At 44.5% G+C, this 23,415-nt stretch carries 20 protein-coding genes; 5 read left to right on the top strand and 15 right to left on the bottom strand.

The window, feature by feature from the left end:
- The first annotated feature begins 9 nt into the window (after positions 1 to 9).
- Complete coding sequence (locus ACVR1I_RS08140) at positions 10 to 1,707, top strand: M3 family oligoendopeptidase (protein ID WP_447443523.1); 1,698 nt, start codon at positions 10 to 12, stop codon at positions 1,705 to 1,707.
- 45 nt (positions 1,708 to 1,752) lie between these two features.
- Here the strand turns inward: ACVR1I_RS08140 and pflA are convergent, their stop codons facing one another.
- On the bottom strand, positions 1,753 to 2,541 hold the full coding sequence (pflA, locus tag ACVR1I_RS08135; protein WP_447443522.1) for a pyruvate formate-lyase-activating protein: 789 nt from the start codon (positions 2,539 to 2,541) through the stop codon (positions 1,753 to 1,755).
- Between the two features lie 104 nt (positions 2,542 to 2,645).
- Positions 2,646 to 3,983, bottom strand: coding sequence for a hemolysin family protein (locus tag ACVR1I_RS08130; protein WP_447443521.1), 1,338 nt, complete (start codon positions 3,981 to 3,983; stop codon positions 2,646 to 2,648).
- A 92-nt stretch (positions 3,984 to 4,075) separates the two neighbouring features.
- Between ACVR1I_RS08130 and ACVR1I_RS08125 the strand changes: the two genes are divergently transcribed.
- Positions 4,076 to 4,855: an ABC transporter ATP-binding protein gene (locus tag ACVR1I_RS08125; RefSeq protein ID WP_447443520.1), complete on the top strand. Its 780-nt coding sequence runs from the start codon at positions 4,076 to 4,078 to the stop codon at positions 4,853 to 4,855.
- Positions 4,856 to 4,914: 59 nt separating this feature from the next.
- Here ACVR1I_RS08125 and mnmM read toward each other — a convergent pair whose 3' ends face one another.
- The 3 genes from mnmM to mnmL are packed head-to-tail and all read right to left on the bottom strand — an operon-like array spanning position 4,915 to position 7,073.
- Complete coding sequence (gene mnmM, locus ACVR1I_RS08120) at positions 4,915 to 5,466, bottom strand: tRNA 5-(aminomethyl)-2-thiouridylate-methyltransferase MnmM (protein WP_447443519.1); 552 nt, start codon at positions 5,464 to 5,466, stop codon at positions 4,915 to 4,917.
- The gene (locus tag ACVR1I_RS08115; RefSeq protein WP_447443654.1) at positions 5,463 to 6,110 is read right to left on the bottom strand and encodes a YdcF family protein; all 648 of its coding nucleotides are present in this window, start codon (positions 6,108 to 6,110) and stop codon (positions 5,463 to 5,465) included. Before ACVR1I_RS08115 ends, mnmM begins: the two co-directional genes overlap by 4 nt.
- Positions 6,111 to 6,122: 12 nt before the next feature.
- On the bottom strand, positions 6,123 to 7,073 hold the full coding sequence (gene mnmL, locus ACVR1I_RS08110; RefSeq protein ID WP_447443518.1) for a tRNA modification radical SAM protein MnmL/YtqA: 951 nt from the start codon (positions 7,071 to 7,073) through the stop codon (positions 6,123 to 6,125).
- Positions 7,074 to 7,131: 58 nt separating this feature from the next.
- Here mnmL and ACVR1I_RS08105 point away from each other — a divergent pair, with 58 nt between their 5' ends.
- On the top strand, positions 7,132 to 7,794 hold the full coding sequence (locus tag ACVR1I_RS08105; protein ID WP_447443517.1) for a prepilin peptidase: 663 nt from the start codon (positions 7,132 to 7,134) through the stop codon (positions 7,792 to 7,794).
- Between the two features lie 111 nt (positions 7,795 to 7,905).
- Here the strand turns inward: ACVR1I_RS08105 and ACVR1I_RS08100 are convergent, their stop codons facing one another.
- The 10 genes from ACVR1I_RS08100 to glpK form a co-directional block, all read right to left on the bottom strand.
- Positions 7,906 to 9,351, bottom strand: a complete 1,446-nt coding sequence (locus ACVR1I_RS08100) for a helix-turn-helix domain-containing protein (protein ID WP_447443516.1) — start codon at positions 9,349 to 9,351, stop codon at positions 7,906 to 7,908.
- Complete coding sequence (locus tag ACVR1I_RS08095) at positions 9,333 to 10,667, bottom strand: FAD-dependent oxidoreductase (protein WP_447443515.1); 1,335 nt, start codon at positions 10,665 to 10,667, stop codon at positions 9,333 to 9,335. Before ACVR1I_RS08095 ends, ACVR1I_RS08100 begins: the two co-directional genes overlap by 19 nt.
- 96 nt (positions 10,668 to 10,763) lie before the next feature.
- The gene (gene nspC, locus ACVR1I_RS08090; RefSeq protein ID WP_447443514.1) at positions 10,764 to 11,915 is read right to left on the bottom strand and encodes a carboxynorspermidine decarboxylase; all 1,152 of its coding nucleotides are present in this window, start codon (positions 11,913 to 11,915) and stop codon (positions 10,764 to 10,766) included.
- Entirely contained in the window at positions 11,916 to 13,115 is a 1,200-nt protein-coding gene (locus tag ACVR1I_RS08085) for a saccharopine dehydrogenase family protein (RefSeq protein ID WP_307121873.1), read from the bottom strand.
- A gap of 21 nt (positions 13,116 to 13,136) precedes the next feature.
- Complete coding sequence (gene speB, locus ACVR1I_RS08080) at positions 13,137 to 13,985, bottom strand: agmatinase (protein WP_447443513.1); 849 nt, start codon at positions 13,983 to 13,985, stop codon at positions 13,137 to 13,139.
- On the bottom strand, positions 13,975 to 14,820 hold the full coding sequence (gene speE, locus ACVR1I_RS08075; protein ID WP_447443512.1) for a polyamine aminopropyltransferase: 846 nt from the start codon (positions 14,818 to 14,820) through the stop codon (positions 13,975 to 13,977). Before speE ends, speB begins: the two co-directional genes overlap by 11 nt.
- 15 nt (positions 14,821 to 14,835) lie before the next feature.
- Positions 14,836 to 16,272: an aminotransferase class I/II-fold pyridoxal phosphate-dependent enzyme gene (locus ACVR1I_RS08070; protein WP_447443653.1), complete on the bottom strand. Its 1,437-nt coding sequence runs from the start codon at positions 16,270 to 16,272 to the stop codon at positions 14,836 to 14,838.
- A gap of 514 nt (positions 16,273 to 16,786) precedes the next feature.
- Positions 16,787 to 17,497, bottom strand: a complete 711-nt coding sequence (locus ACVR1I_RS08065) for an MIP/aquaporin family protein (RefSeq protein ID WP_447443511.1) — start codon at positions 17,495 to 17,497, stop codon at positions 16,787 to 16,789.
- 21 nt (positions 17,498 to 17,518) lie between these two features.
- The gene (gene glpO, locus ACVR1I_RS08060; RefSeq protein WP_447443510.1) at positions 17,519 to 19,342 is read right to left on the bottom strand and encodes a type 1 glycerol-3-phosphate oxidase; all 1,824 of its coding nucleotides are present in this window, start codon (positions 19,340 to 19,342) and stop codon (positions 17,519 to 17,521) included.
- A 27-nt stretch (positions 19,343 to 19,369) separates the two neighbouring features.
- Positions 19,370 to 20,884 carry a glycerol kinase GlpK gene (gene glpK, locus ACVR1I_RS08055; RefSeq protein WP_447443509.1) on the bottom strand — a complete coding sequence of 505 codons (1,515 nt, stop codon included), beginning with the start codon at positions 20,882 to 20,884 and terminating at the stop codon, positions 19,370 to 19,372.
- Between the two features lie 222 nt (positions 20,885 to 21,106).
- On the opposite strand from glpK, the gene ACVR1I_RS08050 reads away from it, so the two are divergent.
- Both ACVR1I_RS08050 and nadE read left to right on the top strand, forming a co-directional pair.
- Complete coding sequence (locus tag ACVR1I_RS08050; protein WP_447443508.1) at positions 21,107 to 22,567, top strand: nicotinate phosphoribosyltransferase; 1,461 nt, start codon at positions 21,107 to 21,109, stop codon at positions 22,565 to 22,567.
- Positions 22,564 to 23,388, top strand: coding sequence for an NAD(+) synthase (nadE, locus tag ACVR1I_RS08045; RefSeq protein ID WP_447443507.1), 825 nt, complete (start codon positions 22,564 to 22,566; stop codon positions 23,386 to 23,388). The genes ACVR1I_RS08050 and nadE overlap by 4 nt, the downstream gene beginning before the upstream one ends.
- Positions 23,389 to 23,415 lie beyond the last annotated feature (27 nt).

Below are 23,415 nucleotides of genomic sequence, written 5' to 3'. Positions count from 1 at the left end.
GGAGACCCTATGAAATTCTCAGACTATACCTATACACGGCCGGATTATCCTGCTATTAAGGAAAAGATGACGGCCTTGACAAAAGAGTTGAAAGACGCCAAGTCGCCCCAAGAAGCCCTTGATACTGTCAAAGCTATTACAGAAATCAGCTCCCACATCGATACCCAGTCCAATCTTTGGAGTATTCGACATTCTGTGGACATGACGGATGCATTTTACAATGAAGAAACCAAATTCTGGAATGAATATGGCCCGCTTTTCAACGAGTTAACCACGGATTATTACCGGGTAGTGGTTGCCAGCCCTTTTCGTGATGCACTATCAGACATGTTGCCAGAAACCTTCTTTAAAATGGCCGAAAACCAACTTCAAACCTTTTCATCAGCCGCCATTCCGCTCTTTCAAAAAGAGAACCAGTTGGTGGATGAGTACAACAATCTGATTGCTTCGGCTAAGATCGAATTCCAAGGTAAAACCTATAACCTTTCACAAATGCTCCCTCATAACCAATCAACGGACCGGGAGACCCGCAAAGCCGCTCAAAAAGCCATGCTTGGTTTCTTTGAGGCAAACGAAGAAAGCTTCGACCGCATCTACGATGAACTGGTCAAGGTCCGCCATGAGATTGCCAAAACGCTCGGTTTTAAAGACTACGTTGAGTATGGCTACAAGATGATGAACCGCTTCGACTACAACCGTGACATGGTTAAGGTCTACCGTGACGAAATCCGAAAACACGTTGTCCCAGCTGTTCAGAATCTGCGCAAACGCCAAGCTAAGCGCCTTGGCTTAGATGAACTGAAGTTCTACGATATCCCCTTGGAATTTTTAGATGGCAATGCCACACCACAAGGTGATCCAGAATTTATCGTGTCAAAAGCCCAAAAGATGTACCGTGAGCTCTCACCCGAAACAGGTGAATTCTTCGACTTCATGATGGAGCACGAACTCTTGGACCTGGTCGCAAAAGAAGGAAAAGACTCTGGAGGCTACTGTACCTATATTGCAGATTACAAGAGTCCCTTCATCTTCTCGAATTTTAACGGGACAAGCGGTGACATCGATGTCTTGACCCACGAAGCCGGTCACGCCTTTCAAGTTTACCGTTCCCGCTGGATCCAAAGTCCAGAAGTCATTTGGCCAACCTATGAATCCTGTGAAATCCACTCCATGTCCATGGAATTCATCACCTGGCCTTGGATGGAAAATTTCTTTAAGGAACAAGTTGATAAATACAAGTTCAGCCATTTGGCGTCAACCCTTCTCTTCTTGCCATACGGGGTCTTGGTAGACCATTTCCAACACGAAGTATACGAAAACCCAGATATGACCCCAGCAGAAAGAAAGGCCACTTGGAGACAGTTAGCGGACCTCTACCTGCCAGATCGTGATGAAAGCGAATCCGACTTCCTCATGCGAGGCGGCTTCTGGTTCCGTCAAGGCCATATTTTTGCTAGTCCGTTTTACTATATCGACTACACACTGGCTCAAGTTTGTGCCCTCCAATTCTGGAAACGAACACAGGTTGACCAGGACCAAACAGCTTGGCAAGATTACCTCCATATCTGTGACTTGGGCGGAACAAAATCCTTCCTTCAGATTGTCGAAGCTGCCAACCTCCAATCTCCATTTAAAGAAGGAGCCTTGGAATCCACTATCACAGCAGCAACAACTTGGCTCGACCAGGTGGATGACAACAAACTCTAGGCAAAAGAAAAACTCACTGGGCTACAAACCAGTGAGTTTTTTTCATTAACTTTTAATCCGATTGAGGTATTCTTGGTAACTTTCGGTCTCCATCAGGTGTTTGGCATTTTCAACCCGTTCCTTACTAGGTGGCTTGGTCCCCTCTAGTGGATAAGGGCGATTCAATTCCCGCCACTTGAATTCTCCAAGATTGTGGTATGGCAAGACTTCAAAGCGTTCAACATTCTTCAAAGTCTTCACAAATTCCCCCAAGTTTTTTAAATCTTCGTCGTAGTCTGTCAAGTTTGGCACCAAGACATGGCGAATCCAGACAGGTTTTCCGATGTCAGACAAATAACGGGCACATTCTAAAATGGTTTTATTGCTATGTCCTGTTACGACACGGTGCTGGTCAGGATTGATTTCCTTAATATCCAGTAAAACAAGATCAGTCACTTCCATCAAGCGGGAATATTTCTCTAAATAACGTGGTGTGGAGCGGAAGGTCAAGGCACAGGTATCCAAAGTCGTATGGATTCCTTTTTCCTTGGCTAGGGTAAACAGGGCAATCAAAAAATCAATCTGAATGGTCGCTTCCCCACCAGATACTGTAATGCCACCTTCTTTTCCCCAAAACATGCGGTAGCGAAGGGCTTCGTTCAAGACATCTTCAGCTGTTCGCTCTGTCGCATTTGGATTGACCAGTTCCCAAGTATCTGGATTATGGCAATATTGGCAGCGCATATGGCAGCCCTGCATAAATACAACAAAGCGAATTCCTGGACCATCTACTGCTCCAAAACTCTCTGTCGAGTGAATTAAACCGGTTACATTTTTGTAATCTATTTCTTGCATATCCAACACTTCCTTTATATCCCTATTATACAAAAAAATCCCATAAAAAACTAGAGCAAGAGCTAGCTCTACAAAAGAAAAATAGGATATGCTAATCCTATTTTCTATTCTTTTTCTTCTATTTCTTCTTCCAACGGCGACATCAAAACTTTTAATTTGGTAATTCGACCATTTTTAACCTTATCATTCATCATGATCAAGTGGAATGGGCCACTATCTAGTTCATAGGTCTCTTTTTCATCTTGTTTTGGAATCGTTCCGACACCTGTTAGATAGAATCCTGCAATAGTATCGACATCATCACTTTCTAGATTTGTCTCAAAGTAATCATTGAATTCATTTAAGGTCATGGTTCCAGAAACAATATAAGTGTTCTCCCCAATTTCATGAACAAATTGCTCGGCCTTGTCTGTCTCATCATCAATTTCACCAACGATTTCTTCTAGTAAATCCTCCAGCGTTGCCAAACCGGCCACTCCACCATATTCATCTAAGAGGATAGCCATTTGGTTTTGTGTATTGCGCAATTCTCGTAAAAGGTCGTCTACGAAAATCGTTTCGGGAACAAACAATGGTTTTTGCAAAATTTTCCGAAGCGGAATATTGTCAAAACCATTTCGAAAACCAGCATCTAAGAGGCGTTTTGTGTGCAAAATACCAATAATAGTATCACGATCGTCATCATAAACTGGAATCCGAGAGAAATTCTGACGTAGGATTTCTTGGATATTGCTTTGAATATCATCATTGATGTCAATCATGAAAGCATCTGTACGAGGCACCATCACCTCACGCGCCAGCATTTCATCCAAGGCAAAAATCCCTTGCAACATGCCAATTTCTTCGGCATCAAGTGTTTCTTCACTCTTGGTCAAGATGTATTCAATCTCATCGCGGGTCATCTGTTCATCTGCATCGTCAAACTTCATTGGCGTTATCCGACTCAAAAGATTGGTTGAGGCTGATAGGAGCCAAACAAAGGGGCTGACAATTCTTCCCAAACCATTAATAACAGGTGCAGAAAGAATGGCGAGGTTTTCCTTCATGTTCATGGCAATACGTTTTGGATACAATTCACCCAAAACGATGGAAATATAGGTCAAAAAGGCGAGTGCTAACCAGTAACCAACCGTCTGTGCCGTTGCATCATTTCCCATCCATTTTGCCAAAACGGCACCTAAATCAGTTGCTAAACTTGCCCCTGATAAAATTCCAATAAAGGTAATACCAACCTGAATCGTCGACAAGAAATGATTGGGATTTTCCAATACCTTTACCAAGCGAATGTAACGCTTGTCGCCTTCTTCAGCCTTTTGCTCCACACGGGAACGGTTCAACGATACCAAAGCCATTTCAGAAGCTGAGAAAAAGGCGTTTAAGAATGTAAGTCCAAAAAGGACGATTAGTTTAATATAAATGGTCTGACTACCGGGGTCTTCCATGATGATCTCCTCTATTAATTTAAAATAACACTCCTATTATATCATACTTTGTGGTAAAATAATGAAAATACCTTAATAGAAAGAGAAAAGTTATGGTTTTATCCCTTAAAAATATTACCTATCGCCGTCAAGGTAGAAATATTCTGGACACGATCAATTGGGAATGCAAGGAAAATCAACGCTGGGCTATTTTAGGTTTAAATGGTGCAGGGAAATCAACACTACTTCGGATTTTAACTGCTGAATTTTGGAAATCATCTGGAGAGATTGAAGTCTTAGGAGTCCAATTTGGCAAGGGAGACATTCCAAGTCTTCGTCAGAAAATCGGAATTGTGAGTTCTTTTTTAACAGAGCGGTTTCCAACTGATCTTCTAGCTGAACAAATCGTCTTGACTGGAAAGTACAAATCTTCCATTCTCTATCGGGAATATGGTCAAGTTGAACTAGATGAGGCTATCTCGATGCTGAAAAGCATTGATGGTGGTCATTTGATTGGCCGTCCTTACTCCAGTCTCTCACAAGGCGAAAGGCAGCTCCTTCTCATCGCTCGTAGTTTAATGGAAAAGCCTGAGCTCTTGATTTTAGACGAAGCGACTGTTGGCCTTGATTTATTGGCACGAGAAAAATTGCTCAAGCATATCCATCATATTTGCCAGTTACCAGATGCCCCCGCCATTGTCCATGTCACCCACCACGCTGAAGAAATTACGGCTGATTTTACCCATGTCCTTCTTTTAAAGGACGGAAAAGTGCTTGGAAGCGGACCTAAAGAAAAAATCTTAACCGAGGATATTCTTGGTGATTTCTACGGCAACCAAGTGGAGTTGATTTCCCTTGGCGACGACCGCATCTTCATCAAACCGAAATTATAAAAAGAAACCAGATGCTAAGATGACATTATCCTTAGCATCTGGTTTTTTGATTGGCTATCCTATCCAACTAATTTTTCAATCATAATCAAAAATGGTGGGGTATGGATTTGGTTTAAGGGTTGGTAGAGCATGGTGGCATAGTCTTCTTGGGGAAGTTTTTGGACAAATTCAAGAACAGCGTCCTTTTCCATGTCTCCACCTTCATGTCCATAATAAACCATGATGGACACGCGCCCGCCAACTTCCAACAAACCTAAGATTTTTGTCAAGGCTTCAATGGTCGTATGCGGTTTGGTAATCAGACTCTTGTCTGCACTGGGTAAATAGCCTAGGTTAAAAATCGCTGCCCGTATGGGTTCTGTCACAAAGGTATCAACTGTTTCGTGGCCAGACAAATGCAATTCAACATTGAACAGGTCTTCTGTCTCCAAGCGTTGGGCTGTTTTTTGCAAGGCCTGTTCCTGTACATCAAAGGCGTAAACCTTTTTGGCCAGGCGAGCCAGAAATGCTGTGTCGTTGCCATTTCCCATGGTCGCATCCACCACAATGGCTTGATCATCTATGACCTCTGCTAAAAAATCATGCGAGAGGTGAATGGGACGTTTGATCATGGTGTCTCCCTTTCTTCATCTAATTCTAAAAGATGGCCTAATTTCCCGTAATGAAGAATCCGCAAGTATTCTCCCCAAATTCGCGAGCGACCTAATTCGGTTTCCATCCAGTTTTCTCTTGATAAAGAGATGCCTTTGTAGGTCGCATCAAACGGATAAGGGACATAGTTTAGGTGTGTTGGCAAATGCTTGGCCAAGGTGCGCCCTTGTCGCCCCACCACATGGCTTTTGCAGACAAAAAGCACTGACTCGATAGAATCAAAATCAAACACTTCCTTGGCAAACAAGACGTTTTCCAAGGTATTGGTTGAACGGTTTTCATAGACAATCTGGTCTTCAGGAATCCCAGCAGCCAAGAGATAATCTTTCATAACCTCTGCTTCTGGTCGATTATTATGGATCCACTTTGGATTTGGTGTTCCAGTTGGGCTAATCCCTCCCGTCAAGATGATTCGTTTGGCTAAGCCCTTTTGATAAGCTTCAATGGCTTTTTCCCAATGCCCTGAATGCGTTCCGCCAAACACAAAGAGGGCATCACAAGGTCTTGCATCTTCCTTTTCTCCAAAGGTGACTGCGGTCAGAAATTCTATTTCTTCCTGCGTCAACTCTGGCACTTCTGGTGTTTTGGAGATAATGGGTTTCATCATGTGCTCCTCTTACTTTTGTTCGTCAATTTCCAAGGGGCATTTACAGCCTTGGACACTGCCGCGTCTTTCCATTTCCTTGTCGATGGCGTTTAAGACTTCCCATTTATTGAGACTCCACATGGGGCCAATCAACATGTCCCTCGGTGCATCGCCTGTAATGCGGTGAATGACAATGTGCTTGGGAATGATTTCCAACTGGTCACAGATAATGTTGACATACTCTTTTTGACTCAGTAATTGCAGGCGGCCTTCATGGTAGTCCCGTTGCATACGGGTATTGGTCATGAGATGCAGGAGATGGAGTTTAATACCATCGATGTCGTTATCGGTGACACAGCGGCGGACATTTTCCAACATCATCTCATGTGTCTCTCCTGGCAGACCATTGATCAAATGGGACACAATCTCGGCTTTTGGGACCAACTGACGAACCCGCTTGACCGTCTCCACATAGAGTTCATAGGAATGAGCACGGTTAATGAGTTGAGAAGTTTCTTCATAGGTGGTTTGAAGCCCCAACTCAATCGTCACATGCATTCGCTCGGTGAGTTCTGCCAAGTAAGCTAAGGTTTCATCTGGTAGACAATCTGGACGAGTCCCAATATTGATGCCAACGACGCCTGGCTCATTGATGGCTTGTTCATACCGATCCCGAATGACTGCAACATCTTCGTGGGTATTGGTAAAATTTTGGAAATAGACCAAGTATTTTTGGACTTCTGGCCACTTGCGGTGCATAAAATCAATTTCATAGTAAAACTGATCCCGAATCGGAGCATCTGGCGCTACAATGGCATCCCCTGATCCAGAGACCGTACAAAAGGTACAGCCACCATGGGCCACAGTTCCATCTCGATTAGGACAGTCAAATCCAGCATCGATAGGAACTTTAAAAATCTTTTCGCCAAATAGCTTTCGGTAATAATCGTTTAAGGTATTGTATCGTTTCATCTGTATCATTATAACAAAATTTAGGATTTACTTGTTCTTTTCCTAAAGCTTTTTCGAATAAAGAAGTATGAGAATTTTATTATTATTTTTAATGGGAGCCAGTATCGGATCCTTTCTTGGGCTCGTGATTGACCGTTTCCCTCATACTTCCATTGTGTTTCCAGCTAGTCACTGCAATCATTGCAAAAAACAGCTTAAGGCTTGGCATTTGATTCCAGTTTTTTCCCAACTCTACCACCACTCTCGCTGTGCCTATTGCCAGAAGAAAATTCCTATTTGGTATGGTGTTTTTGAGACGATTTGTGGGATTTTATGTCTCTTAGTTGGAAATGGGATTCTCTCTTTTTCAACCTATCTTGTTCTCTTGTGTGGTTTAACCTTAGCTGTCTATGACATCAAACACAAGGAATACCCTATCCTGGTTTGGTTGGCCTTTTTAGTAGGCATTCTTTTTTGCACAGGTTTCTCTTCCCTTTTCTTTGTCTTTTTTACCTTAGCGGTACTAGCCCAACTCCTTCCTTTAAAAATTGGCTCAGGGGACTTTCTTTACTTGGCCCTCATCGCCCTTTCCTTAAACTTGGTCGATTTGTTGTGGATCATCCAAATCAGCTCCCTGTTTGGCATTCTGTTTATTCTCCTTACAAAAAAACAAAGCCAAACCATCCCCTTTATCCCCTTTTTACTCCTTGCCCTTGTCATCTACTTTCCTCTAGCGAACTTTTTATCCTAAACTTTTTCTTGAAAAACTGCCATTACAACCGCTTAAAACCTCTATACCCCATATTTTTAGATAAACAAATTGCAGGAATGTCCAAATGGATATTCCTGCAATTTTCGTTTCTTAAGAGAGTTTTGTCTGATTTTTGTTTTCTAAACAATCTTTCAAGAATAATACTAGATTTTCTATATCTTTTACGGCAAAATCGTTTTTCAAAAGATAAGTCGGATATGATGGTTCACTCGAAAGCACACTTGTGGTAATCATGCAATCATACTCTTTTTTCTCCTCATAGGGAAGAAGTTCAATCATTTGATTGTTCTCTAAGCGCTTTTGTAATAGGAGCACCAGCAACTCTCTCTCCAGTATACAATCACCTGTATGAAGAGCGACCTTTAACGGATGGTGTTTTTCTCTCACCAAGAAAATCAATAATTGCAAGACCTTCCATTGCATTTCAAGCCATTGGTCTTTGGAACTCCCTTCAGGAAGAAGTTGCCTAGTTATGGTTTGGAGTTGAGGAGTAGCATATTCAGCAATCGGGTGCTGTTGAACCTGGTAAGACCACTGGTGTCTCAGTATGCTGCCTTTGAAAAAATACTGTCCAGCCAGCAACTGACCAAGCACATAAATAATCTGTTCATGCCGCTTCTTGTCAATAATACCTTCTTTTTTTATCAGGCGAATGCTATTTGTAATCGCATCAGAAATCGGTCCTCCAAATCCAAAAATGTATTCAATGGTTTGAATAGGAAGTACAAATTGACTAGCCATAAAGGCAAATAAAGCCTGGGCTTCCCCCTCATCAAATTCCATGGCATATTGACTAAAATGGTGAAGGGTCGCACGTTCCAATCGCTGATAAAATACATTTTTCTGGTAAGGCAGCATGGCATCGTTTAAGTGTAGAAAGTCCTTCTTCTTATTGCTAAAATGTTGCTGGGACACCCAGAGCCAAAGCGCTAAATCCTGCTTTTTTTGAGAAGATAAGGGTGCTCCACACAAGCGTTCCAATAATAGGATCATTCTTTTGTGTTCCAGTTTTTCGATTAGATCTTGTTTTTCTCGAGTCGATAAGACTATCTTTTTCAAACGGTAATAAACATAGCGTTTTTGTAATTCCGGCCCCATCAGGCTCCCTTGGGAAATGGCCAAATCAAACTCTGCTAGTATCTGATTTAAGCTTGCTAAGTGGCGGTTCAAGGTTGCCTCACTAACCATCAACTTCAAAGCGAGCTGAGGTATGGAAAAATGAGAATGCTGATACAGGTAACCGAGTATTTGCCATTTCACTGAGTTTTCTAAAAAAACAACAACCAACTCTTCCCATGCCAATTGATTTCCAAGGGCTAATTCGGCCTCTTGTCCGTCTGAAATAATTGAACAGGCCAGTTGTTTCTCCGTCATCTTGTCATTTAAAGCGTCAATGTATTTTAAGAGAGTGACCTTGGAACAGTTCAAATCTTCCATAATCTGTTTGAGATGAAGAGGCTTGTCAAATCGATGTAGATAGGCAATCAATTCATATTGTGCCTGCTCTGCTTTTTCCATTAAAAGAGTGATGTGCATGTCCCTGTCCTCTTTTCAACAATTAACCGACTCGCCTCATGCAAATGATAGTAAACATCCATCTGCCCAATGGTTAAGAGAAAGTCTTGCCGAGCCATCTCTTGATCACTGATTCCCTGGCTCATGGCCATCGCAATCAGCTGAATACATGGGCTGATATCCACTTTAGAAACTGCTTGGGCTCCTAAAAAGTAGCCAGTTTCTGTATCCACAATCAATTTTAAGCGAATGGTCGTCGCATCTAACAGTGACACTGGCTCCTCATAAAGAAGCGTCGTCACATCTTGATACAAGTCCGCCTGTTCCTGTGTCAACCCAACACTGGCACGATACAAGCCAAAATGGGAACTCCCCATCATTTTGGTCGACAAGAGTTTAGGTTGTAAAACGCCATGTAAGGCATACGCAGCCTGTTCCCCAGAACGAATCGCATGACTAATCAGTGGGAAATAACCCATTGATGCTACTTGGTGTTGCAAGATTAGGTCTCCAATGGCATAAATAGTGGGAATACTGGTTTGGCATTGATCATTGACCATTATTGTACCATCTGAATGCCGCTCTACTACCTCTTCTAGCAACTGGCTATTGGGACGAAAATTCACAGCTAACAAAACAGCATCCGCTTGGTATTGACCTTGGTGCGTATGGACAGCAACTTGCTGGCCAACTTGGGTCATCTGTGTGACTCGTTGTCGCATTTCAAGCCTGACCCCAGCAGTTTTCATGGCCTCTACTAGCGGTTGCACCATCTCTTCGTCTGTTTGTTTAAAATCAAGACGATCCGTTGCTTCCAACAAGGTGACCTGTTTGCCTTTTTGCGAAAGAGTGTAGCTCGCATCAATCCCAATCGGTCCGCCTCCAATGACGATGACCTGCTCTGCTTTTTCCAGCAAGGATAGCGAACGTTGGCTATTTGAAAAATCCTTGGTCGTCACCACCAGTTCACAGTCCATGCCTTCAATATAATCAGACTGCGGTCTGGATCCCATTGCACAGACTAGTTTGTCATAAGTTAAAAACTCGCGCTGTTCTTGACAAACCACCACCAAACGCTGATGAGTGGCTTCGATTTTCTCGACACTTGTCTGCAAACGAAGATCAATCTTCCAGTCTCGTAAGTCTTTCTCAGAGTACAAAACGCCCTCATCAATAGACTGTGTCTGACCTTGCAAATACCAGTTTAAGCTATTTGGAACATAGCCCAACTGACGCCCACTTTCAATCAGGACAATTTCGATTTCCTTGTTTAGTTTTCGCAATTGTTTTGCACAAGACAGGCCCGCAAAAGACCCACCGATAATGACTACACGCATTGATTTTTTCTCCATTCTCTGGCTTTATTATACCATAAAGCCATGCAAAAAAATGAGTCGCCACTGCGAAACTCATTTTTCTTTATCAGTCTCTTTTTAAGACAAGCGTTCCTTGAAATCAAGGTAGCCAAAGGACTTGACCAGGGTCAAGTTGTTTTGAGCATCCGCGGCCATAATTGAAGCCAGCGGCATGCCGTTAAAGGTATTGGTCTTGACCATAGAGTAGATGGCCATGTCGCAGAAAATCAAACGGCTGCCAATTTCCAAAGGTTGGTCAAAGCTATACTCCCCAATGTGGTCCCCTGCTAGGCAAGTCGGGCCACCCAGGCGATAGGTATAAGCCTTCTCATTAGCCTCTCCAGTGCCGATGATATGCGGACGGTAGGGCATCTCAAGCACATCTGGCATGTGGCAGGTCGCTGACGTGTCAAGGATAGCATTGAAGACGCCACGGTTTTCCGTGATATCCAATACTTGAGCGACCAAGTAGCCAGCATTTAAAGCGATGGCTTCTCCTGGCTCGATGTAGACTTCAACACCATAGGTTTCCTTGATGCGTTTGACTTCTGAAACCAAGAGGTCCACATCATAATCCTCACGGCTGATGTGATGACCACCTCCAAAGTTGAGCCATTTCATTTGTGACAAGTACTTTCCAAACTTGGCTTCGACAGCCTTGAGGGTCGTCACCAAATCATCAGAGTTTTGCTCACAGAGGGTATGGAAATGCAGGCCATCCAGCCCTGATAAATCTTCGCCCTCAAATTGGCTATCTAGAATTCCTAAGCGAGAACCTGGCGAACACGGGTCATAGATGGCATGGTCGTCTTGGGTCGAACACTCTGGATTGACCCTAAGACCAGCCGATTTGCCACTGGCTAGGACCTGATCCTTGTAACGATGCCACTGGCTAAAGGAATTAAAGACCAAGTGATCACAGATCGGAAGTAACTCCTCGATTTCCTCTGGGCGATAGGCTGGGGAGAAGACATGGGTCTCTCCGCCAAATTCTTCGTAGCCTAGTCTTGCTTCGTGAATGCCACTGGCTGTTGTCCCGTCAAGGTACTCAGCGATTAGGGGGTAAAAGTGAAACATGGAAAAGGCTTTTTGCGCCAAGAGAATCTTGCAGCCAGTTTCTTCTTTAACTCGGGCCAAGATTTCCAAGTTTTTGCGGAGCAAGTTTTCTTCAACCACAAAGGCTGGGGTCGGGACCTTGTCAACCGACCATTTAATTGTCGCCTCTGTCATCTAGTCCACCAAGACAGGGTTAAAGTCTTCTTGCCATGGCAAGCCCCACTCGTTCAAGGCTTCCATGAATGGATCTGGATCCAACTCTTCCACGTTGAAGACGCCTGGTTTTTGCCACTGGCCATTTAACACCAACATGGCACCAATCATGGCTGGTACACCTGTGGTGTATGAGATGGCTTGTGAACCAACTTCAGCGTAACATTCTTGGTGGTCACAGACATTGTAGACATAGTAGGTCACGTCCTTACCGTCTTTCTTCCCTTGGAAGATACAGCCGATATTGGTTTTCCCAACGGTTCTTGGCCCCAAGCTAGCTGGGTCTGGGAGCACCGCTTTTAAGAATTGGAGTGGAATGATTTCCTTGCCTTCATACATGATTGGCTCGATCGAGGTCATGCCGACATTTTCCAAGCACTTGAGGTGGGTCAAGTAGGATTGACCAAAGGTCATGAAGAAGCGGATACGCTTGATGCCCTTGATGTTTTGAGCCAGAGATTCCAACTCTTCATGGTACAGGAGGTACATGTCCTTCTCGCCCACTTGGTCAAAGTCATAAACACGTTTGATTTCCATTGGCTGGGTCTCAACCCACTCACCATTTTCCCAGTAACGGCCATTGGCAGAGACTTCGCGGATATTGATTTCAGGGTTGAAGTTGGTTGCAAACGGGTAGCCATGATCGCCACCGTTACAGTCCAAGATATCGATGTAGTTGATTTCATCGAAGTAGTGTTTTTGAGCATAGGCTGAGAAGACACCCGTCACCCCTGGGTCAAAACCAGATCCGAGGATAGCAGTAATCCCTGCTTCTTCAAAGCGTTTTTTATAGTCCCATTGCCACTTGTATTCAAACTTAGCTGTGTCTTCAGGCTCGTAGTTGGCCGTGTCAAGGTAGTGAGTCTTGGTCGCCAAGCAAGCATCCATGATGGTCAAATCTTGGTAAGGAAGGGCCAAGTTGATGACGATGTCTGGTTGGAAGTCGTTGATCAAAGCGATCAATTCGTCCACGTTGTCAGCGTCCACTTGGGCTGTTGAAATCTTGCAACCTTGGCCATCTAATTTTTCTTTCAAGGCATCGCATTTGGACTTGGTCCGTGAGGCAATACAGATTTCCTCGAATACCTTGTAGTTTTGAACACATTTGTGAACCGTTACGCTGGCAACCCCGCCAGCTCCGATAATAAGGGCTTTACTCATTTTCTTTCCTTTCTGTTCTCTCTATTTGTAGAGATAGAGCATGATTTCACGCAAAAGCTTGCAGGCCAGGGCAGTGGATTGGCCTGATTGGTCATAAATGGGGCAGAGCTCGTTCATGTCTGCTGCGACGATGTTGAGTTGGCTGATTTTTTCAATGGCAGCCATGAGCTCGGTAAAGCGAACGCCTCCGGCTTCTGGTGTGCCAGTCCCAGGAAATTCTGACGGATCCAAAACATCCAAATCAAGGGTAAAATAGACTGGCTTTCCTTTGAGCTGCTCAACCACTTCATCCAAACCGTCAAAGTTGAATTTTTGGAGATGAGTGTGCTCTTTGGCCCATTCAAATTCTTCCTTTTGACCCGAACGGATCCCGAATTGGAAGATACGGCCATCCCCCATCATATCCCAACAACGTTTGATGACACTGGCATGGGATTCACGGACACCCAGATAGTCTTCTCGGAGATCTGTATGGGCGTCAAACTGAATCAAATGCAGGTCAGGGTATTTGGCCAACATGGCCTTAACTGGACCAGCGGTGATAGAGTGCTCGCCCCCAATCATGATCGGCAGCTTGCCATCTCCTGCAATAGTCGCAACCTGCTCTTCCAATTGGCGAAGGGTCTCGACGGTATTACCAAATGGCAATTCCAAATCCCCTGCATCAAAGACTGCAATGTCTTCTAAATCCTTGTCTTGGTAGGGACTGTAAGTCTCGATACCAAAGCTTTCATTGCGAATAGCCGTGCTGGCAAAGCGGGTTCCTGGACGAAAAGAGGTCGTGCTGTCATAGGGAGCACCGAAAAGGACCATCTTGCTCTCGTCATAGCTGGCTTCACAGCCGATAAAGGTGGTTACATTAGGTTTCACTGGTTAACATCTCCTTGATATAGTTGGGCAGGTAAAAAGCCCCGCGGTGAATTTGGTCATTGTAATACTGGGTCTGGATGTCAAATTGCCCCGCCAGGCCTGTGCTCTCCTCAGGGGTAATCCCTTTGGACGAAAAACCGACCAAGAGGTAGCCTGCAGCATAGCTTGGCACGCTGGTAAAGTAGGCCGTGTTGACTGGGAATACAGCCTTGAGGCGATCACTGATGTGGCGAAGGGCCGTCACGTCTTCCTGGTAAAAACCATTGGCATGCTGGTTGATCAGGATGCCATCAGCCGTCAAGGCATTATAGCAATTGCCGTAAAATTCCCTGGTAAAAAGACTCTCGTTAAGTCCAAAAGGATTGGCCGAATCGACGATTATCAGATCATAGGCATTTTCCTTGCGGCGGACAAATTTAAGGGCGTCCTGGATATAGAGGTCGACCCGCTCATCCTGAAAGGCCAGCTTGCTTTGGGGTAGGTATTCTTGGCAGACTTCTACCGCCCGTTGGTCCAGCTCAACCACGTCGATACTCTCGATGGTTGGGTATTTTTCCAACTCAGTCAAAACACCACCATCTAAGCCACCGATGACAAGGACGGACTTAATGTCTGCCTTTGTATTCAGCGGGACATGGACCACCATTTCACTGTAAAAGGATTCGTCTTTTTCGGTTGTAATCAATTCGCCATCTAAGGCCAAAATCCGTCCGTATTCCTTGGACTCTAGTACCGCGATGTGTTGGTACTCACTGTGTTCGCTGTACACTTCTTTTTCCACATTGATGGAGAGTTTGACGCCATCTTGGTGGTATTCTGAAAACCATAAATCCATGTTTTCTTCCTTTCTTTAGGCCTGGTCGCGTTGGACCACATTGATGTGGTTAACGTCAGCATCTTCCGTTCCCATCAGGAAACAGCCCTTGTCCTTGGCATACTGGATGTGCTCGACTACCTCTGCCGTGATTAGCTCTCCTGGTGCTACAATCGGAATCCCCGGCGGGTAGCACATGACCATTTCCCCAGAGATATGGCCCTGACTATCAGCAAGCGGTAGGCTGACTTTTTCAGCAAAGAAAGCTTCTTGTGGAGAGATGATGACATCTGTCTTTGCAATGTCAAAGATGAGGAGACCTTTTTTCTCCCTCTTGAAGCGGCGACGAATTTCAGAGAGGGCACTCACCAAGCGTTCGATATCATGAATGCGGTCTCCGACTGAAATATAAGCGAGGATATTGGCTGTATCGCCAAATTCCACCTGAATATTGTACTCATCGCGCAGCAGATCGTATACTTCAATCCCTGTTAGACCGAGATCCGTCGTCTTGATACAGAGTTTGGTCGTGTCAAAATCATAAATGCCTTCGCGGTCAATGATTTCTGTCGAGTAGGCATAGTAATCGCCAATCTCATTGATCTCATCTCTGGCGTACTGGGCCAAACGCTGGACCGTGTTAAAGATGTCTTCTCCATTGATAACCAGGTTGCGGCGAGCCAAGTCCAAACTAGACATGAGCAAATAGCTGGCGCTGGTCGTCTGGGTCAGGTTGATAATCTGGCGGACATATTCAGGATTGACCTCATTGTTGACAAGGAGAAAAGACGACTGGGTCAGAGACCCCCCTGACTTGTGCATGCTGACTGCGGCCATATCAGCGCCTGCTGCCATTCCTGAAATGGGGAGACCTTTACCAAAGTAAAGGTGGGCGCCGTGTGCTTCATCTGCTAAGACCAAAAGGCCATGGCTATGAGCCAACTCGACAATACGACGAAGGTCTGAACAAATGCCATAGTAGGTAGGGTTATTGACCAAGACTGCCTTGGCATCAGGGTGTTCGAGGATCGTTTTTTCTAGCTCTGCCAATGGCATCCCTGTCGAGATTTCTAAATCAACCTGCAAGGGTGATGCCACATAAACTGGCAGGCCTCCGCACATGACCAAGGCATTGATAACGGATTTATGGACATTGCGGGGTAAGATGACCTTGTCTCCTGCCTTGATGGTCGCAAAAATCATATTTTGCACCGCACCGGTTGTCCCGTTGACCATAAAGAAGGCGTGCTTGGCACCGAAGGCCTCTGCGGCCAACTCTTCTGCTTCTTTGATGACAGATACTGGATGGCCTAAGTTATCCAACATCTTCATGGAATTGGCATCCATAGAGACAGCTTGTTCTCCTAAAAAATTGGTCAACTCTCTACTCGAGCGTCCTCGTTTATGGCCCGGCACATCAAAAGGCACGACCCGTCTTTGTTTCAGCTCTTTTAAGGCCTCTACAATCGGCATTCTGTCTTGATTTCCCACAACTTCTCCTTCCTGAACACAAAAAAACCAAGCATGGCAAGGCACACTTGGAGAATATCGGTTTTCATCTGCTAAAAAGGCGCACCTATTGGCCAGCAAGCCCGGTGTCATCATCTTATTAGTGTAGAACGTTAGAGTCTATATAGCATGTCTTACTTTTACTACTCTTACCAATCGTTTTCACAAGCGCAATGGTTGCCATTACGTTATAAAAAATTTGAGTCGATAGCAAAAGCTATCTCTTCAATGGGCGCGAAGCCCCTCTACTACATCAAACCTGTTTCTTTCACAATGGCTTGGATTTTGACTACTGCTAGTCAGCCACCGTTTATAAAAACAGCAATAAGTTTGGCAAAGTAAAACTCGCCTCTCTCGTTCGCAATCTTAACTGCATTTTTTATGGTAACAGAAAAAGGTCGCTTTCGCAACCTTTTTTTATCATTTTTTTTAAATGTTCGGAATTTCAATAATTGATTGAAACCCTACTGACACACTTTTAGTTAAAGAATGCACCAGCTGCAAGGACAGCTAATAGACCACCAATGATTGGCCCAACAACTGGAATCCAAGCATAGCCCCAGTCAGAATCTCCTTTGTGTTTCAAAGGAAGAAGGGCATGAAGCAAACGAGGACCAAAGTCACGGGCTGGGTTAATCGCATAACCTGTTGTTCCACCAAGTGACAAACCGATACTGATAACTAAGAGACCGACAGCAATTGTACCAAGACCAACTGGCATATCGTAATGACCAAAAGCCAAGATAGCTAGGACAAGAACAAATGTACCGATAATTTCACTAATCAAGTTTGATACAGTATCACGTAAAGCTGGTCCAGTTGCAAATGTTCCAAGCACACCAGCTGTATCTTCTGTCACATCATAGTGTGGTTTGAACATGAGGTAAACCAAGAGTGAACCCAACATGGCACCGATAACTTGAACTGCAATATAGGCAAGCCCTTCTCCAAGAGCTAAATCTCCTTTAAAGACAAAGGCAAGAGTAACAGCTGGGTTGAGGTGAGCTGGCCCCAATAGACCAGATACAAAGGCTGCCATGGCTACTGCTAAGCCCCATCCCATCGTAATAACAATCCATCCTGCGTTGTTGTTTTTAGTTTTATCCAATACCACACCTGCAACAACACCGTTACCAAGTAGGACAAGTAAAGCTGTCCCTAAAAATTCTCCTAAAACTGCATTTGACATTGTATTCTCCTTTTTTCTTTATTATTTCAAATGACTGAGATCATTGGCTTTCAATGCCTGATCCAGTTCTGTTGTTTTGTTTGCTGTTTCTTCTTCTGACCAACCATAGTGACGAGCCATTTCAGCAATAACTGGTTGAATGAGCTCATTCACACCATCGCGTTTGAAGAGGATATGATTGGTTCTTCGAAGGAAGAAATCCACTGGGCTCAAGGCCATTTCAAATTCCATGGCGTAATGAAGCGATAGGGTTTCTCTAAGGGATAATCCTTCTGCTTTTTCAACGGTACGGGCCAAGGCATATACTTTTGGAGCATTCGAGCCATAAAGATTTGCCAAGTAGCGAGCATCATCCATCGAAAGACCGCTAAGTGTTCCTAAATGAGCATAAGCATCGATTTCTGAATCAACATTGGCTGGATTGATTTCTCCACCAGATACAGGGTAGGTTTTCGAGTTAATCAATTTGAAATGACGATCGTGCTCTTCTGCTAGGCTTGGTATGATTTTCTCCAAGGCCCCTTCAGCCATCTTACGGAAGTCTGTAATCTTACCACCTGCAAGCGTCCAAAGGCCATTGTCGTCTCGCTCAAAGCTACTACCTCGAGAGACAGAGGACGGATCCAAGGTTTGTTCAGACGTGCTAGATTGCAAGTGGGTCACAGCTTGTTCCACATCCGAACGAGATTTATCTTTTTCCAAATAACCTTTTACCGTGTCAATCAAGCTCTCAAAACTGTCATCACTAATCTTACCGCTGTTACCGCCGTTGTAATCAGAAGCGCCATTGCCTGAAAGGAGCGGACGAAGACCAGCCCAGCTGGATTCAATATCATCCATGGTTAACCCAGCGTTTGGGAAACGGTTGTTCACCACTTTCAAGAGGTAATCCACATCTTCTTGTGTGACTTGTGGGTTGGCCAAATCACCTGTGTAATCGGTATCTGTGGTACCAAAGTAGGTCTTGTCTTCACGTGGAAGAACAAAGATCATCCGACCATCACCAAGACCAGTATCGAAGTAAACAGGTTGAGACACCTTTAATCTAGTATTGTCCACTACCAAGTGTACCCCTTTAGTTGGCCGTAATTGGTGAATCGGTTGACCGTCACGAGACAGGTTTCTGACCTCATCACTCCATGGTCCAGTTGTATTGATCACTGCACGGGCATGAATGTCGAGTTGCTCACCTGTCAACAAATCAGTTGCCAAGACACCATTTATTTTGCCTTTTTCATCATAGAGGAAGCCTTCTGCTTTCACATGACTGGCAATCAAGGCTCCGTCTCGATTGGCCCGCTTGATATTTTCAATCACAAGACGCGCATCGTTGTTACGGAAGTCAAGATAGACGCCTCCACCCAGCAAGCCTTCTTCTTTTAGGTCTGGTTGGCGTTCCAATACTTCCTTGGCTGTCAAGAGTTTGTTGGCAGCAGGAGTGTTGTTGACACCAGCAAGGAGGTCATAGAGATCCATGGCCACTTTCAAGCGGAATAAATTAAAGGTTGAGCCTTCTTCATCATAGACCGGTAGAAGCATTGGATCTGGTTTTGGAATATGGGGTGCAATTTGCTGCACAACCGCTCGTTCTGAAACAGTATCCGAAACAACTTCTACATCAAAATGCTTGAGGTAACGCAGACCACCATGCACCAACTTGGTTGAACGACTACTGGTTCCTTCTGCAAAGTCCTGCATCTCAATCAACCCCGTTTCAAGGCCACTAGCTGCAGCTTGCAAGGCGACACCTGCACCCGTAATCCCTCCTCCAATAATGAGGAGGTCTAAGGTGCATTCTTTCATTTTTTCAAGGGAGAGAGCCCTTGTCTCTTTTGAAAACTTCATAATTGCCTCTTTCTAAGAGCTTCTTGACTATTCTTCATCTTCTTCTGCAAAGACTTGGGTTGCCTTAACAGCTTTCTTCCAACCTTTGTAGAGTTTTTCTTTACGGGATTCATTCATACTTGGTGTAAAGAGTTGACCTGTTTCGTTTAGTTCTTTGATTTCTTCCAAATCTTTCCAGTAGCCAACTGACAAACCGGCTAAGAAAGCAGCACCAAGTGCGGTTGTTTCTAAGTTTTTCGCACGGGCAATATCAATTCCCAAGATGTCTGCTTGAAACTGCATAAGGAGGTTGTTCATCGCTGCTCCACCATCGACACGGAGTTGCGGAATATCAATGCCAGAATCAATCTTCATGGTGTCAATAACATCACGTACTTGGTAGGCAATGGATTGAAGCGTTGCTTTAACAAAGTCTTCCTTACTGGTTCCACGAGTGAGCCCAAAGACAGATCCTCTAGCATTTGAATTCCAATAAGGTGCACCAAGTCCCGTAAAGGCAGGTACAACATAGACTTCATCATCAGATTGAGAGGCTTCTGCTAACCCTTCTGATTCTGGAGAGGTTTCAATCATCCGAAGTCCATCACGCAACCATTGAATCGCACTTCCTGCAATAAAGATTGATCCTTCTAGGGCGTAGTAGACTTTACCATTGATACCATAACCGATAGTGGTCAAGAGATTGTTTTCAGATAGTTGCACTTCTTCACCAGTATTCATGATGATGAAGGAACCTGTACCGTAGGTATTTTTCACCATGCCTGGTTCAAAAGCTAACTGACCAAAGAGGGCTGCTTGTTGGTCACCGGCCATCCCAGAGATCGGCACTTCTCCTCCATAGAAATGGAACGGTGCTGTCTTACCATAGACTTCAGAGTTGGATTTCACTTCTGGTAACATGACTTTTGGAATATTCAACAGCTCTAAAATTTCGTCATCCCATTTGAGTTCTTTGATGTTATAGAGCATTGTTCTGGCAGCGTTTGAATAGTCCGTCACATGCACGGCTCCGTCTGTTAATTTCCAAACCAACCAAGTATCAATGGTACCAAAGAGCAATTCCCCTTTTTCAGCTCGTTCTTGTGCTCCTGGAACTTGGTCCAAAATCCAACGAACCTTCGTTGCAGAGAAATAAGCGTCAATCACAAGACCTGTCTTTTCATGGAAGAAATCAACATAGCCATCTTTTTTCAACTGATCCGCCAATGGAGCGGTTTGGCGAGATTGCCAAACAATGGCATTGTAAATCGGAAGACCTGTTTTTTTGTCCCAAACAACAGTTGTTTCCCGTTGGTTGGTAATCCCGATTGCTTCAATTTGACCTGGCTTGATGCTACTTTCAATAAAAGCACCAGCAATAACCGATTGAACAGAATTCCAAATCTGATTGGCATTGTGTTCTACCCAGCCTGCTTGTGGGAAAATTTGTGGAAATTCCTTTTGGCTGCTCGCTACTTTTTCACCTTTTTTGTTAAAGATGATGGCCCGAGAGCTGGTTGTTCCCTGGTCAATGGCCATAATGTATTTTTCTTCTGTCGACATAGTCGTCCTCCTATGAATAGTATTTTACCGCTAAATAGAAAGCGGTTTCTTTTCTTCTCTTTTATTATATACAAAACTAGAAACTTTGTCTTATCAAAAAATTTAACCGCTTACAAAAAAACTGATAATATGGAGAAAGGCAGGTTTTGAAACTTGTTTGTGATAACCATAACGTTTTGAACAAAAGTATGCTATACTATTGTCAATATAAAGGAGAAAATGATGTACCAAGACGATAGTTTCACATTACACACAGACCTTTACCAAATCAACATGATGCAGGTCTACTTTGAACAAGGAATCCACCAAAAGAATGCCGTGTTTGAAGTCTACTTTCGAAAAATCCCTTTCAAAAACGGCTATGCTGTGTTTGCCGGTCTAGAACGACTGGTCCGCTATTTAGAAAACCTACGCTTTACCGAAACCGATTTGGCCTACTTGGCCCAACAAGGTTACAAAGAAGACTTTTTAGACTACCTGAAAAATCTGAAGATGGAGTTAACGGTTAGATCCGCCAAAGAAGGAGACTTGGTGTTTGCAAATGAGCCTATCGTCCAAATTGAAGGCCCGCTTGGCCAGTGCCAATTGGTGGAGACGGCCCTGCTCAATATCATCAACTTTCAGACCCTGATTGCTACCAAGGCCGCACGGATTCGGACCGTCATTGATGACGAGCCCTTACTGGAATTTGGAACACGCCGTGCCCAGGAAATGGACGCGGCCATCTGGGGAACACGCGCAGCCGTTATCGGTGGGGCCAATGCGACCTCAAATGTCCGGGCTGGAAAACTGTTTGACATCCCTATTTCAGGTACCCATGCCCATGCCTTGGTCCAAGCCTACGGAAACGACTACGATGCCTTTATGGCCTATGCCAAGACCCATAAAAATTGTGTCTTTTTGGTCGATACCTATGATACCCTGAAAGTGGGAGTGCCAACAGCCATTCGAGTTGCCAAGGAAATGGGAGACAAGATTAACTTCTTAGGAGTTCGCCTCGACTCCGGAGACTTGGCCTACCTCTCTAAAAAAGTTCGCCAACAATTAGATGATGCTGGATTCACAGAGGCTAAAATCTATGCCTCTAACGACTTGGATGAAGACACCATTCTCAACCTAAAAATGCAAAAAGCCAAAATTGATGTCTGGGGCGTCGGAACCAAACTCATCACCGCCTATGACCAACCCGCACTCGGTGCCGTTTACAAGATTGTTTCCATTGAAAATGCGGACGGCATCATGGAAGACACCATCAAGTTGTCCAACAATGCTGAAAAAGTCTCCACCCCAGGCAAGAAGCAAGTTTGGCGCATCACTAGCCGAGAAAAAGGCAAATCCGAAGGGGACTATATTACCTTTTCAGATGCCAATGTTGCAGAGATGGAGGAAATTTTCATGTTCCATCCAACCTACACCTACATCAACAAAACCGTTTCCGATTTTGATGCCATCCCTCTCCTAGTCCCAATTTTTGACAAGGGGCATCTTGTCTACAACCTACCAAATTTGCAGGACATTCAGGCTTACGCCAAAAACGAACGCGAGAAATTATGGGATGAATACAAACGCGTCTTGAACCCGCAAGACTACCCTGTTGATTTGGCCAAGGATGTCTGGGACAATAAGATGGCCTTGATTGACCACATTCGAAAAGAAGTCAAAGAAAAAGGAGGTCAAGCATGAGTTTACAAGAAGACATCATTGCTTACCAGGGCACCAAGCCAAGCATTGACCCGCAAGAAGAAATCCGCCGCTCCATCGATCTCTTAAAAGACTATATGAAAAAACATCCCTTTCTAAAGTCTTATGTGCTGGGTATCTCAGGCGGGCAAGATTCGACGCTGGCCGGCCGGCTTGCCCAACTGGCCATGGAAGAATTACGGGCAGAAACGGGACAGGAAGACTACCAATTCATCGCCGTCCGCCTGCCTTACGGCATTCAAGCAGATGAAGTCGATGCCCAAAAAGCCCTAGACTTTATCGCAGCAGACCAAGTCCTTACCGTTAACATCAAATCCGCTGTGGATGGCCAAGTGCAAGCCCTAACAGATGCCGGATTAGCCATTTCTGATTTCAACAAGGGCAATATCAAGGCCCGCCAACGCATGATCACCCAGTATGCCATTGCCGGACAAACAGCTGGTGCTGTCATTGGTACGGACCACGCCGCTGAAAACTTAACCGGCTTTTTCACCAAGTTTGGAGATGGGGCGGCCGACATCCTTCCCCTCTTTCGCCTCAACAAGCGCCAAGGAAAACTGCTGCTGAAAACCTTGGGAGCAGACCCAGCCCTCTATGAAAAAATCCCCATTGCGGACCTAGAAGAAGAGCGGCCAGGTCTTGCTGATGAAGTGGCACTCGGAGTCAGCTACCAAGAAATTGATGATTACTTAGAAGGCAAGGCCGTTTCTATTGAAGCGCAGACAACCATTGAAAACTGGTGGAAAAAAGGCCAACACAAACGTCACCTGCCTATCACCGTTTTTGATGATTTTTGGAAATAATCAAAAACTCCCTATATCCCCTTGCTT

This window comes from Streptococcus cameli (genome assembly GCF_053207365.1).
Note: the sequence above shows the minus strand (reverse complement) of the source record. Positions and strands in the feature narration are given on the sequence as shown.